We start from the raw sequence: 12,940 nt of genomic DNA on the forward strand, positions 1-12,940 counted from the left end.
CCTCAGGAGGAACGCAGCATGGCGACCAAAAAAACACAGAAAGTCAGCAAGCTGTTTGTGCTGGACACCAATGTGCTGATGCATGATCCAACCTCGCTGTATCGGTTTCAGGAACATGATCTGTTTATTCCGATGATGACGCTGGAGGAACTCGATTCCAATAAAAAAGGCATGACTGAGGTGGCGCGTAATGCCCGGCAGGCCAGCCGCTTTATGGAAGAGCTGGTGGCCGGCATGGAGCACAAGCTGCAAGAGGGCGTGCCGCTGGAAGAAGTGAGTAAAGGACAGGCCACCGGGCGCTTATTCTTGCAATCCGAAGCCATTACCAGCGTGTTGCCATCGCAATTGCCGATGGGTAAGGCCGATAACCAGATTCTGGGCGTGGTGCATCATCTGCAGGCCATGCAGCCCAAGCGGCAGGTAATTCTGGTTTCCAAAGACATCAATATGCGCATCAAGGCGCGCACGATGGGCTTGGCGGCGGAAGACTACACCAACGACAAGGTGCTGGAAGACACTGATCTGCTCTACACCGGCATGCGGGAAATCGACCAGAATTTCTGGGAGCGCAACGGCAAAGACCTGGAAAGCTGGCAAGAAGGGGGGCGCAGCTACTGGCGCATTCAGGGGCCGGATGTGACCGAGCTGTATGTGAACCAGATGCTGTTTCAAATTGGCGAACAACCCTTGCAGGCGCGGGTGCTCTCGATTGATGGCAAAAAAGCCGTAATCGAAAGCCTGAAAGACTACAGCCACAGCAAAAACGCCATTTGGGGCATTACCGCACGCAATCGCGAGCAAAATTTTGCGCTCAATCTCTTGATGAACCCCGATGTCGATTTTGTGTCGCTCTTGGGGCAGGCCGGGACGGGTAAAACGCTGCTCACGCTGGCCGCGTGTTTGGCACAAACGCTGGAAATGAAGATTTACTCCGAAATCATCATGACCCGGGTGACGGTGCCGGTGGGGGAAGATATCGGTTTCTTGCCCGGTACCGAGGAAGAAAAAATGCTGCCGTGGATGGGGGCGCTGGAAGACAATCTGGATGTGCTCAACCAAACCGACAGCGAAGCCGGTGATTGGGGCCGCGCAGCCACGCGGGATCTGATCCGCAGCCGCATTAAAGTCAAATCGCTGAACTTTATGCGTGGGCGCACCTTCCTGAATAAATTTTTGATCATCGACGAGGCGCAAAATCTGACTTCCAAGCAGATGAAAACGCTGATTACCCGTGCGGGGCCGGGCACCAAGGTGGTCTGTTTGGGTAATATCAGCCAGATTGATACGCCGTACCTCACCGAAGGTTCATCGGGCCTTACCTATGTAGTGGATCGCTTTAAAGGCTGGCAGCATTCGGGCCATATCACGCTCACCCGTGGCGAGCGTTCGCGCTTGGCGGATTACGCCGCGGATGTGCTGTAAGTCGGTGAGTAGGTACAAAGCCGCGCGCAAGCGCGGTCAGATTGATGACAAACCCCACTCGCAAAGCGAGGCTCCCCTCAAGGAGGGGACGGGAGGGTGGGAATAAAACATAAAGGCTGCAAATTCAAGTCTTTATTTCCTAGGCTCGGCTTTGCCGAGACTTGAAAATCGTGGCTCCCACTTTGTCAGCAGCCTGGCCGCGCGCAAGCGCGGCTTTGTTTTGGCGCAAGGCCGGCGGCTAGCCGTGGATTTACACTGACTAAGCTGATAAAAACAGGAGAAACAGCATGAGCGAACAACATTATCACCAGATCGTGCGCGAGATCAGTGGCAAGCTGCGCGAGTTTAATCAGGAAATCCCCGATACCGCGCAAGCGTTTGGCGCGCTGACCAAGGCCACCCATACCGACGGGGCGATCAGCAAAAAACACAAAGAACTGATGGCCATGGCGATCGCAATTGCGGCGCGCTGCCAGGGCTGCTTGGGCTTTCATGCCCAGGCCTGCGTAAAACTCGGGGTAACTCGCGCCGAGTTTCTGGAAATGCTGCAGGTGGCGGTGTATATGGGCGGTGGCCCCAGCATGATGACAGCCGCCGAGGCGATGCTGGCATATGAGGAGTATGGCGGCGAAGTGGCGGCCAAATAAGGTTTGCAAGGCAATACCCGGTTGGGTATCTGCAGGGGGGCATAAAAAAGGGGCTTGCAGCCCCTTTCTCAATTTTTTGCCACTTAAAATTTGCGATCAAACTCGGTGGTGGCTTTCAAAATGCCGCGCATGATGTCGACCTCTTCGCGCTCCATCCGCGCGCGAACAAACAGCCGGCGCAGGCGTGGCATCAGCCGTTTCGGCGCATGCGGCCGCAAAAAGCCGATGCGTAGCAGCACTTCTTCGAGGTGTTCAAAGAATTTTTCCAGTGCTTCGTGGCTCGCCAGCTCGCGCTCTTCGTCCAGATGTTGCACATCCAGATAATCCTGTTCAAAGCAGCTGGTGCGCAGCTCGTAGGTTAGCACCTGTACCGCTTGCGATAGATTCAGGCTGGAATAATGCGGATTGGTCGGTATCGATACCCGATGGCTGCAAAGGTTAAGCTCATCAATGGTCAGGCCGCTGGTCTCGGCGCCAAACACCAATGCGACTTGTTTATCACTGCGCGCGGTGTGGATGATCTCCGGCGCGATTTGCCGTGGGGTTTGCAAAGCTTGTGAGAGCTCGCGCCGGCGGGCTGTGAGCGCCACCTGCATGGTGGTGCCGGTCAGCGCTTCCGCTAGGCTACCGACTACTTTGGCATTGGCAAGGATGTCATCCGCGCTGGACGCCAGCGCGGTGGCTACTTCGGAAGGGAATTCTTTCGGGTTGACCAGATACAGATCGGTTAGCCCCATGGTTTTCATGGCGCGGGCGGTGGAGCCAATGTTGCCGGGGTGGCTGGTATGGGAAAGCACCACACGAATCTGTGGCAAACAGGCGGTTTCGTCGCCAGCGTGGAGATTTTTATTGATTTCTTTATTCATGGCTGGGTTTATTCTGCGGGCCAAGGCAGGTAGAATATATCCTTAATAACGTTCTTTTAAATCGAGAAACCATGCATCCAATGCTGAACACTGCGGTGCGCGCTGCGCGCCGTGCGGCAACCGTTATCCAACGGGCGTCCAACAATCTGGATTTGATTACCCCTGAAAAGAAAGGCCACAACGATTTCGTATCGGAAGTTGATCGCGCTGCTGAGCAGGCGATTATCGATACCATTCTTGAGGCGTATCCGAATCACGCGATTCTAGCAGAGGAGTCGGGCGCGCGCGGCAACTCCGAGTACGTCTGGATTATCGATCCTCTGGATGGCACCACCAATTTCTTGCATGGTTTCCCACAATACGCGATCTCTATCGCGCTGGAACACAAAGGCGTAATCACTCAGGCCGTGGTGTATGACCCGAACCGCAATGATTTGTTCACCGCCACACGTGGCGTGGGCGCATTCCTGAATGATCGCCGGATTCGCGTTTCAAAAGTACGCGAGTTGTCTGATGCGCTGGTGGGCACCGGTTTTCCGTATACCCGCTTTGAAAACCTGGAAACCTATCTGAATATCTTCCGCGATATGGCGCAAAAAGCCGCTGGTGTGCGTCGCCCAGGCGCGGCTTCGCTGGATCTGGCGTATGTGGCTTGCGGTCGCTTCGATGGCTTCTTTGAGTTTGATCTGAAATTGCACGATATCGCCGCCGGTACGCTGATTGTGCAAGAAGCTGGTGGTCTGGTGACTGACCTGAATGGCGAAGAGAAATACCTTGAGTCTGGCGATGTGCTGTGTGGTACGCCGCGGGTCTTTGGGCAAATGCTGCAAGTGATTCGCAGTCACCGCCAATAAGCGGGCCTTGCCTCTGCCGGCTCTGGCCGGAACCCAAGCCGACGCAAGTCGGCTTTTTTGTCGCTGCTTTTTGATTGTGCCGGGGCCGGCTCTTGGGGCGGTTTCGGGCTGGAGTGTTTATGTCTGCAACAAAACATCCGCGCTGCGCCTTGTCGGTGAATGTGAACAAGGTGGCCTTGGTGCGTAATACCCGCCATTTGGGGATTCCGAGCGTGACCCGTGCGGCGGAGCTGTGCCTAGCCGCTGGCGCGCAAGGCATTACCGTGCATCCGCGCCCGGATGAGCGGCATATTCGCGCTAGCGATGTGGCTGAGCTTGCCGCCCTGATGCAAAACTGGCCGCAAGCCGAGTTCAATATTGAGGGCAACCCCACGCATAATCTGATGGACTTTATCCGCCAATATCGTCCGCATCAGGCGACCTTTGTGCCCGATACGGTGGATCAGTTCACGTCCAATGCAGGCTGGACTTTGCCGCAGGATATGGCGGTGCTGCGCCCCTTGATTGCGGAATGTCACGCGCTTGGTGTGCGGGTCAGTCTATTTATGGACCCACGTCCGGAAATGATGGCCTATGTGGCCGAGTTGGGGGCCGACCGGATCGAGCTGTACACCGAAACCTATGCCATCGCCTACGGCACGCCCGAGCAAGAGCCCGTGCTGGCGGGCTTTGTGGCGGCGGCGCAAGCGGCTCAGGCCGCTGGCCTGGGCATTAACGCGGGTCACGATCTGAATCAGGACAATCTCACCCGCTTTGTTGCCGCGGTACCGGGGCTGCAAGAAGTCTCGATTGGCCACGCGCTGATTGCTGACGCACTGGAGGTCGGTTATGCGCAAACGGTGCAGGGCTATTTGGCCGCGATTGCGCGCGCAGCGTAATTGATGACGGGTATGTGCTTGCAGCCTTTTTAAATCAAAGTCTACAAGCATATACCCTTGATTTTGGAACTTGAGTTTAGCCTATGTGCGCGGCATAGAGCTCAGGTTTGAAACCCACTAGGGTGAGCCCGTCACGCTCCAGCACTGGCCGTTTGATCATCGATGGATTGGCCTGCAGTACTGCAATGGCACTGGCCTGATCGACGATGCTGGCCTTGGTGGCTTCATCCAGTTTGCGCCAAGTGGTGCCTTGCCGATTCAGTACGCTCTCCCAGCCCACTGCGTTGCACCAGCGCGTGAGCTCTTCAATGCGTACACCTTCCTTTTTGAAATCATGCCAGTGGTAGTCATGGCCTTGCTCGGCGAGCCAGGTGCGGGCTTTTTTAACGGTATCGCAGTTCGGAATTCCGTAAAGATGCATGGGTTATGTTCCTGATGGCGCGCGCAGATGGCGGCGGTAGAAATAGTTGCGGCGCGAACAAGTCGCGCCGCGGATAAATTGCAGCTGGCTTAGTGCAGCGGCATATCGAAGCTGAGGTTGTCTTCGTCTTCGACGGGTTTGTTTTTATTGCTGCGCGCGGCTTCCTGCTCGGCGACGGTTTGTGCGTTATTCACCATCCACGACAGGTTGGTGGCCGAGTCGGCATTACGCAGCGCTTCGTCCAATTCAATCTCGCCAGCGCGGTACATGCGATACAGCGATTGCTCGAAGGTTTGCGAGCCTTCGGCCAGCGTTTGCTCCATCGCCTCTTTAATATCGGAGAGCTCACCATTGCGAATCAGCTCGGCGATCCGGTTGGTGTTGAGCATGACCTCGACCGCGGGTTTGAGTTTGCCCGTTTTGGTGCGCACTAGCCGTTGCGAAATAATAGCTTTCAGTGAAGTCGACATATCGTAGAGCAGCGATTCGCGCGCTTCTTGCGGATAAAAATTCACGATCCGGCTCAGCGAATGGTAGCTGTTATTGGCGTGCAGGGTAGAAATGCACAAATGCCCGGCCTGTGCGTATTGCATGGCGTAGGTCATGGTTTCCTGGTCGCGGATTTCGCCCAGCATCAGCACATTAGGTGCTTCGCGCATCGCATTGCGTAGCGCGTCGTGATAGCTGTGCGTATCAGTACCAATTTCGCGCTGATTCACCAGCGATTTTTTGTGCGAATAGATAAATTCGATCGGATCTTCCAGCGTTAGAATGTGGCCGCTGTGGTTTTCATTGCGGTGCTCCAGCATGGCGGATACCGTCGACGATTTACCCGAGCCAGTGGCGCCCACCACCAGGATGATCCCGCGTTTTTCCATCACCAAGTCTTTGAGCAGCAGCGGCATGCTGAGCTCTTCAAGGGTGTCGGCGCGCGGTTTGATGTAGCGGGCCACCAGCGCTACGGTGCCGCGTGATTTAAAGACGTTGATCCGGAAATTGCCGATCTCGGGCACGGGATAGGCCATATTCATTTCCAGCTCACGCTCGAACACAGCCACCCGCTCGGGGCCCATGAGCTGGTAAGCCAGCTGTTTGACGTGTTCGGCGCTGAGCACCTGATTGTTCACGGGGTGGCAAGCACCCTGAATCTTGATCACAATCGGGGAGCCAGCGGCCAGAAATAAATCTGACGCGCTGCGCTCAGCCATCAACTTAAAAAAAGGCAAAAGATTCATATTGCTCTCAACGCGGGCAGCGCAGGTTAGGGTTGGCGTAATTCTCGCCGCAATATTTTACCGACATTTGATTTCGGCAGGCTATCGCGAAACTCTACGATGCGCGGTACTTTATAGTTAGTGAGGTGCTGGCGGCAATGCGCGATCACCGCTTCGCTGGTGAGCTCGGGGTCTTTTTTCACGATCACCAGTTTGACGGCTTCACCGGTTTTTTCATCGGCAACGCCGATGCAGGCCACTTCCAGCACGCCCGCCATCTCGGCGACGACGTTTTCCACTTCATTCGGGTAAACATTAAACCCAGATACCAGCACCATGTCTTTCTTGCGATCCACGATCTGGAAATAACCGCTCGGCTGCATCACCGCAATATCACCGGTGGCCAGAAACCCATCGGCCCCCAAAACGGCGGCAGTTTCTTCCGGGCGTTGCCAGTAGCCTTTCATGACCTGCGGGCCGCGCAGGAATAATTCGCCCGCTTGCCCGGCCGGTAAAGGCTGGCCATTTTCATCGCGAATCTCGGCGTCGGTTTGCGAAATCGGCAGCCCGATCATGCCATTGTATTCTTTGATATTAATCGGGTTGATCACCGCGGCGGGTGAGGTTTCGGTGAGGCCATAGGCCTCCGCCAAAGGTACGCCAGTGATGCGTTTCCACTTTTCGGCGACCGCATGCTGGACCGCCATGCCGCCACCCAGGGCTAATTTCCAAGTCGAGAAATCCAGCTTGGCGAACTCAGCATTATTCAGTAGAGCATTAAATAGCGTATTCACACCAGTCATGCAGGTCACAGGATATTGCGCCATGGTTTTAACGAGGGCGGGAATATCGCGCGGATTGGTGATCAGCAAGTTGGTCGCGCCAATTTTGCTGAACACCATGCAGTTCGCGGTAAGCGAAAAGATGTGATAGAGCGGCAGAGCGGTTACAATGATCTCTTCGCCTTCCTTTACGGCGGGTTTAATCCAGGCGTGCGCTTGCTGCATATTGGCGACGATATTGCCGTGGGTGAGCATGGCGCCTTTGGCCACGCCAGTAGTGCCACCGGTGTATTGCAAAAAGGCTAGATCGTCGTGGGTGAGTTTGGGCTCTTGCAGGGTATGTTGCTGGCCGCCTGATAAGGTATCGTTAAAACGAATATGCCCAGGCAGGGTATAGGGCGGCACCATTTTCTTTAGGTATTTCACCGCCGCGTTGATCAGCCAGCGTTTCGGCCAATCGAGTAAATCGCCGATTTCGGTGACGATCACGTGCTTCACGGTGGTGCGCGCAATCACGGCTTCGAGGGTGTGGGCGAAATTGGCCAAAATCACAATTGCCGCTGCATCGGCGTCTTTCAGTTGGTGTTCCAGCTCGCGCGGGGTGTAGAGCGGGTTCACATTCACCACCACATAACCGGCGCGCAAAATCCCGAAAATGGCGACGGGGTATTGCAATAAATTAGGTGACATCACCGCCACGCGGCTACCTGCGGGCAATTTCAGGACATTTTGCAAATAGCTGGCAAATTGACGCGATAGCGTATCAAGGTCTTGATAGCTCAGTACTTTGCCCATGTTCACAAATGCGGGGCGCTGGGAGAATTTGCGGACACTACTGGCCATGACTTCGGGGATCGACCCAAATTCATCCAGATTAATCTGATCGCTAACCCCGTCTTGGTAGTTGGCTAGCCATACCTTTTCCATGGTGCTTCTCCTTACAAGTTGGTTGTACTGTAGGGTTAAATCGCGTTTGAATTCAACTCATTTGCTCACCAGTGGTATTTCGTTGACAAAGACTTTCTGATAGAATTCCCCAAAATCTTCATTGTGGCAGGTGCTTAGCGGCGCCCGCTGTGGTGGGAGTGCTTACGAATGGGCGCAAGTATTGCAGCCCATTTTTTGTTTCTGGAGCAAAAATACGGTCATGGCGGTTAATTTACAGTCAGTCTTGGATAACACATTGCCCGCAATGGGTTACGAGCTGGTCGATTTCGAGTTGGGTGCGAATGGTTTAATGCGCATCTTTATCGATAAGGAAGGCGGGGTCACCATCGATGATTGCGTTGAGGTCAGTAATCACCTCACGCGTCTGTTTATGGTGGAAGAGATTCCTTACGAGCGGCTGGAGGTGTCTTCTCCTGGGCTGGATCGCCTGATCAAAAAGCCGGCCGATTTTGAACGGTTTGCCGGCCAGAAGGTGCGCGTAAAGCTGCGGTTGCCGCTGCCCGATCGCCGCCGCAACCTCGTGGGGTTGCTGAAAGGTTTTATCGACGAATGCGTGGTGGTCGATGTGGATGGCGAGGTGCTGAATCTGCCGTTGTCACAGATTGATCGTGTACGCCTTGAGCCGCAGTTTTAATATCTTGCCCGACTATTTGGCAAAGCATTTCGCCGGAGGAAATAATCAATGAATCGTGAAATTCTGGTGCTGGTAGAAGCACTTGCCCACGAAAAAAATGTTGCGAAGGATGTGGTGTTTACCGCGCTGGAAATGGCGCTGGCTTCAGCAACCAAAAAACGTTACGAAGACGAAGTTGAGATTCGTGTTTCGATTGATCGTCAATCCGGCGAACATCGTAGTTTCCGTGTATGGGAAGTGGTTGAAGATAACGATCACGAAGAGCCGTCACGCCAAATCGCCATCACCGATGCGCCTGATTACAGCGCCGACCTGAAAGTGGGTGATGTGTGGGAAGTTGAGCTCGAGCCAATCGAATTTGGCCGTATTGGTGCGCAAGCCGCCAAGCAAGTGATTTTGCAAAAAATCCGTGATGCTGAGCGCGAGCAAAATCTGAATGATTTCCTGCAGCGTCGCGAGCACATTGTGACTGGCACTATCAAACGCATCGAGCGTGGTAATGCCATCATCGAGATGGGCAAACTGGAAGCCGTGCTGCCACGCGATCAAATGATCCCGAAAGAAAACCTGCGCGTGGGCGACCGGGCGAAGGCGTTCCTGTTGCGTATCGATCGCCTGGGCCGTGGCCCGCAACTGGTGCTGAGCCGGGTTGCGCCTGAATTTATGGCCAAGCTGTTTGAGCTGGAAGTGCCGGAAATCGAAAACAACCTGATCGAGCTGAAAGGCGTGGCCCGTGACCCAGGGATGCGCGCGAAAATCGCCGTGAAATCGAACGATCAACGTGTTGACCCACAAGGCACATGTATCGGTGTGCGTGGTACCCGCGTGAATGCCGTGAGCAATGAGCTGGCCGGTGAGCGTGTAGACATCGTGCTGTGGTCACCGGATGCGGCGCAATTTGCGATCAATGCACTGGCGCCCGCTGAAGTTAATTCCATCATTGTTGATGAAGACAACCACAGCATGGATGTGGTGGTGGATGAAGACAATCTGGCGATGGCCATCGGCCGCGGAGGTCAGAACGTGAAGCTGGCTTCCGAGCTGACTGGCTGGAAACTCAACATCATGACCGTTGATCAAGCTGAGCAAAAACATGAAGAGGAATACACGAAAGTGCGTGAACTCTTTATGCAGGCGCTGGATATCGACGAAGATGTCGCCAACGTGTTGGTGCAAGAAGGCTTTAATACGCTGGAAGAAGTGGCCTATGTGCCACTAAATGAAATGCTGGAAATCGAAGCATTTGATGAAGAGACCGTGAACGAACTGCGCTCACGCGCTCGTGACGCTCTGTTGACGCAAGCCATTGCGCGCGAAGAGAAACTCGAGCATCAAAGCGAAGACCTGAAATCGCTGGACGGCATGACCGCCGAACTGGCTGCAAAACTGGCCGAGAACGACGTACATACCCGTGATGATTTGGCTGAGCTGGCAGTCGATGAATTGACCGAGATGACCGGAATCGATGAAGAAGCGGCCAAACAACTAATCATGAAAGCGCGCGAACACTGGTTCGCTTAATCGAGGCGCGGGAGAGTAATCAATGAGTGAACCCAAAGTCAGTCAATTTGCAGCAGAACTAAAAATGCCCACGCAGGAGCTCATCGAGCAACTGCGTGCGGCGGGTGTACAAAAAAGCAGCGCGGACGATACCCTGAGTGCCAACGACAAAGCACGTCTGCTTGAGCATTTGAAACAAAAGCATGGTCAGGCTGGCGACAAGCCAAAGATCACCATCGCACGCAAAGAAACCACCGAAATCCGCAAAACGGATGCCACGGGCAAAGCCAAGACAATCCAGGTTGAAGTGCGCAAAAAGCGCGTAGTGTCACCGGATGTGATCGCGGCTGCGACTGCGGCGGCACCAGCTGGCAATGCTGCGCCGGTGATTGATGAAGCCGAGCGCCAAAATCGTGAGGCGCAAGCCAAACGCCAGGCCGAATTGGCGGCGATTCAAGCGGCGGAAATGCAGGCGAAGCAAAACCGTGAAGCCAAGGCTGCTGAAGCGGCGGTTAAACCGGCGGCTGAGCCGGTGGCGCCAGCGGCTGTTGAGCCTGCGGTGGCTGAAAAAGTGGCCACCCCAGTGGAGCCTGTAGCTGAAGTCGTGGCGGCAGCCCCGGTGGTTGAAGCCGCGCCTGCGCCAGTTGCTGCGCCAGCACCGGCGGCCAAGCCTGCGGTTAAACCGCATGTGAAGCCAGGTCATGAAGCTGATCGCCCACGTATTGGTGCCCGTGTTGATTTCCGTCGCCCGCGCGATACACCGCTGGAAGCACCGGAAAAACCGGCGCCAGCCGCAGCGCCTGCGAAATCGGCCGATAAAAAACCGGCCGGTGCGAAGAAAGATGAAAAAGGCGGCTGGAATGATGGCCGCAACAAGAAAGCGCTGAAAACCCGTGGTGGCGATGCTGGTAGCAATGACTGGAAATCGCGCAAAGTGGGTGGCAAAAAACAGAACAACAACGACAATGCACACGGCTTCCAGGCGCCAACTGAGCCAGTAACGCATGAAGTTGAAGTGCCAGAAACCATTTCCGTGGCTGATCTGGCACACAAAATGGCGGTGAAAGGCGTTGAAGTTGTTAAGACGCTGATGAAGATGGGCATGATGGTGACCATCAACCAGGTGCTGGACCAAGAAACCGCGATGATCGTGGTGGAGGAAATGGGTCACGTGGCCAAAGCTGCCAAGCTGGATGATCCGGAAACTTATCTGGGCGATACCGAGAAAGCCGAACACGATCTGATGCCACGCGCACCAGTGGTCACGGTGATGGGGCACGTTGACCACGGTAAAACCTCGCTGCTGGACTATATTCGTCGCGCCAAAGTGGCGGCCGGCGAGGCCGGTGGGATTACCCAGCATATCGGTGCCTACCACGTTGAAACCGGTAAGGGCATGATTACCTTCCTGGATACCCCAGGTCACGAGGCGTTTACCGCCATGCGTGCCCGTGGTGCCAAGCTGACCGATATCGTGGTGCTGGTGGTAGCGGCGGATGATGGCGTGATGCCGCAAACCATCGAAGCGATTCACCATGCCAAAGCCGCCGGTGTGCCGATTGTGGTAGCGGTGAACAAGATCGATAAGCCAGAAGCCAATCTGGAGCGCATTCAGCAAGAGCTGGTAGCGCAAGAAGTCGTGCCAGAAGAATGGGGTGGTGATACCCAGTTTATCCCTGTCTCTGCCAAGAAAGGCATGGGGATTGACGAGCTGCTGGATGCGATCTTGCTGCAAGCTGAGGTATTGGAGCTGACCGCCGCAGTTGATGGCCCAGCTAAAGGGATTATCATCGAGGCACGTCTGGATAAAGGTCGTGGTCCGGTGGCTTCACTGCTGGTGCAATCGGGTACGCTGCGCAAGGGCGATACCATCCTGGCCGGCCAGGTGTACGGTCGTATTCGTGCGATGCTGGATGAAAACGGCAAGCAGATTAACGAAGCCGGCCCTTCAATTCCGGTTGAGATTCTCGGTCTGTCGGAAGTGCCCGCCGCAGGTGAAGATGCGATGGTCCTGGCGGATGAGAAAAAAGCCCGTGAGATCGCGCTGTTCCGTCAGGGCAAATTCCGTGATGTGAAATTTGCCCGCCAGCAAGCCGCGAAACTGGAAAACATGTTTGCGCAGATGGCCGAAGGCGAAGTGCAAAACCTGCCAATCATCATCAAGGCCGACGTACAAGGTTCGAGCGAGGCTCTGTCGCAGAGCCTGCAAAAACTGTCGACCAGCGAAGTGCGCGTGCAGATTCTGCACAGTGCGGTGGGTGGTATTTCCGAGTCGGATGTTAACTTGGCCTTGGCGTCAAAAGCCGTGGTGATTGGCTTTAACGTGCGCGCTGATGCTGCGGCCCGCAAGCTGGCTGAAGCGGATGGCGTAGATATCCGTTACTACAACATCATTTACGACGCTGTCGATGATGTGAAAGCTGCGCTGTCTGGCATGTTGGCACCAGAGAAACGCGAACAAGTGATCGGTCTGGTAGAAGTTCGTCAGGTATTTACCGTGTCGAAAGTTGGCACGATCGCCGGTTGTTTGGTGATGGATGGTTTGGTGAAACGCACTGCAGGCGTCCGTCTGTTACGCAACAACACCGTGATCCATCAAGGCGAGCTGGAAAACCTGAAGCGTTTCAAAGATGAAGCCAAAGAAGTGAAAGCTGGTTTCGAGTGTGGTTTGCAGCTGAAGAACTACAACGACCTGCAGGTAGGCGACCAGCTGGAAGTCTTCGAGGTGATCGAAGTGGCGCGGACGCTGTAATTGCCGCACCTGCTTTATGTAG

General features: G+C 55.0%; 11 protein-coding genes. 7 read left to right on the forward strand and 4 right to left on the reverse strand.

The features are described from left to right. Positions 1-18 precede the first annotated feature (18 nt). Positions 19-1,422, forward strand: a complete 1,404-nt coding sequence (locus L991_RS02310; RefSeq protein WP_047391793.1) for a PhoH family protein — start codon at positions 19-21, stop codon at positions 1,420-1,422. Positions 1,423-1,709: 287 nt separating this feature from the next. Next, positions 1,710-2,069: a carboxymuconolactone decarboxylase family protein gene (locus L991_RS02315; RefSeq protein ID WP_047391796.1), complete on the forward strand. Its 360-nt coding sequence runs from the start codon at positions 1,710-1,712 to the stop codon at positions 2,067-2,069. Between the two features lie 83 nt (positions 2,070-2,152). Here L991_RS02315 and L991_RS02320 read toward each other — a convergent pair whose 3' ends face one another. Beyond that, the gene (locus L991_RS02320; RefSeq protein WP_052190520.1) at positions 2,153-2,935 is read right to left on the reverse strand and encodes an RNA methyltransferase; all 783 of its coding nucleotides are present in this window, start codon (positions 2,933-2,935) and stop codon (positions 2,153-2,155) included. A gap of 71 nt (positions 2,936-3,006) precedes the next feature. Between L991_RS02320 and L991_RS02325 the strand changes: the two genes are divergently transcribed. Beyond that, a complete protein-coding gene (locus tag L991_RS02325; protein WP_028449416.1) occupies positions 3,007-3,789 on the forward strand; it encodes an inositol monophosphatase family protein in 783 nt (260 codons plus the stop codon). A gap of 119 nt (positions 3,790-3,908) precedes the next feature. Continuing rightward, on the forward strand, positions 3,909-4,667 hold the full coding sequence (locus tag L991_RS02330; protein WP_047391800.1) for a pyridoxine 5'-phosphate synthase: 759 nt from the start codon (positions 3,909-3,911) through the stop codon (positions 4,665-4,667). 76 nt (positions 4,668-4,743) lie between these two features. Here L991_RS02330 and L991_RS02335 read toward each other — a convergent pair whose 3' ends face one another. From L991_RS02335 to L991_RS02345, 3 genes are all read right to left on the reverse strand, one after another. Beyond that, a complete protein-coding gene (locus L991_RS02335; RefSeq protein ID WP_047391802.1) occupies positions 4,744-5,088 on the reverse strand; it encodes an ArsC family reductase in 345 nt (114 codons plus the stop codon). Positions 5,089-5,177: 89 nt separating this feature from the next. Then, positions 5,178-6,323 carry a PilT/PilU family type 4a pilus ATPase gene (locus L991_RS02340; RefSeq protein ID WP_028449413.1) on the reverse strand — a complete coding sequence of 382 codons (1,146 nt, stop codon included), beginning with the start codon at positions 6,321-6,323 and terminating at the stop codon, positions 5,178-5,180. Positions 6,324-6,349: 26 nt separating this feature from the next. Continuing rightward, positions 6,350-8,011 (reverse strand): AMP-binding protein, encoded by a 1,662-nt coding sequence (locus L991_RS02345; RefSeq protein ID WP_047391807.1) that lies wholly within the window; start codon positions 8,009-8,011, stop codon positions 6,350-6,352. Between the two features lie 220 nt (positions 8,012-8,231). Between L991_RS02345 and rimP the strand changes: the two genes are divergently transcribed. Genes rimP through infB form a run of 3 tightly spaced genes read left to right on the forward strand, consistent with a single transcriptional unit; the run spans position 8,232 to position 12,918 of the window. After that, positions 8,232-8,666: a ribosome maturation factor RimP gene (gene rimP / locus L991_RS02350; RefSeq protein ID WP_047391810.1), complete on the forward strand. Its 435-nt coding sequence runs from the start codon at positions 8,232-8,234 to the stop codon at positions 8,664-8,666. 48 nt (positions 8,667-8,714) lie between these two features. Continuing rightward, positions 8,715-10,187, forward strand: coding sequence for a transcription termination factor NusA (nusA, locus tag L991_RS02355; RefSeq protein ID WP_028449410.1), 1,473 nt, complete (start codon positions 8,715-8,717; stop codon positions 10,185-10,187). 22 nt (positions 10,188-10,209) lie between these two features. Next, positions 10,210-12,918: a translation initiation factor IF-2 gene (gene infB, locus L991_RS02360; RefSeq protein ID WP_047391813.1), complete on the forward strand. Its 2,709-nt coding sequence runs from the start codon at positions 10,210-10,212 to the stop codon at positions 12,916-12,918. Positions 12,919-12,940 lie beyond the last annotated feature (22 nt).

Origin of the sequence: Chitinibacter sp. ZOR0017 (assembly GCF_000799095.1) — a bacterium.
Taxonomy (GTDB): domain Bacteria; phylum Pseudomonadota; class Gammaproteobacteria; order Burkholderiales; family Chitinibacteraceae; genus Chitinibacter; species Chitinibacter tainanensis.

Coding starts and splice junctions, on each gene's coding strand:
- L991_RS02335 (WP_047391802.1), bottom strand. CDS start 5,088: ATGCATCTTTACGGAATTCCGAACTGCGATACCGTTAAAAAAGCCCGC.
- rimP (WP_047391810.1), top strand. CDS start 8,232: ATGGCGGTTAATTTACAGTCAGTCTTGGATAACACATTGCCCGCAATG.
- infB (WP_047391813.1), top strand. CDS start 10,210: ATGAGTGAACCCAAAGTCAGTCAATTTGCAGCAGAACTAAAAATGCCC.
- L991_RS02320 (WP_052190520.1), bottom strand. CDS start 2,935: ATGAATAAAGAAATCAATAAAAATCTCCACGCTGGCGACGAAACCGCC.
- L991_RS02340 (WP_028449413.1), bottom strand. CDS start 6,323: ATGAATCTTTTGCCTTTTTTTAAGTTGATGGCTGAGCGCAGCGCGTCA.
- nusA (WP_028449410.1), top strand. CDS start 8,715: ATGAATCGTGAAATTCTGGTGCTGGTAGAAGCACTTGCCCACGAAAAA.
- L991_RS02325 (WP_028449416.1), top strand. CDS start 3,007: ATGCATCCAATGCTGAACACTGCGGTGCGCGCTGCGCGCCGTGCGGCA.
- L991_RS02310 (WP_047391793.1), top strand. CDS start 19: ATGGCGACCAAAAAAACACAGAAAGTCAGCAAGCTGTTTGTGCTGGAC.
- L991_RS02345 (WP_047391807.1), bottom strand. CDS start 8,011: ATGGAAAAGGTATGGCTAGCCAACTACCAAGACGGGGTTAGCGATCAG.
- L991_RS02330 (WP_047391800.1), top strand. CDS start 3,909: ATGTCTGCAACAAAACATCCGCGCTGCGCCTTGTCGGTGAATGTGAAC.
- L991_RS02315 (WP_047391796.1), top strand. CDS start 1,710: ATGAGCGAACAACATTATCACCAGATCGTGCGCGAGATCAGTGGCAAG.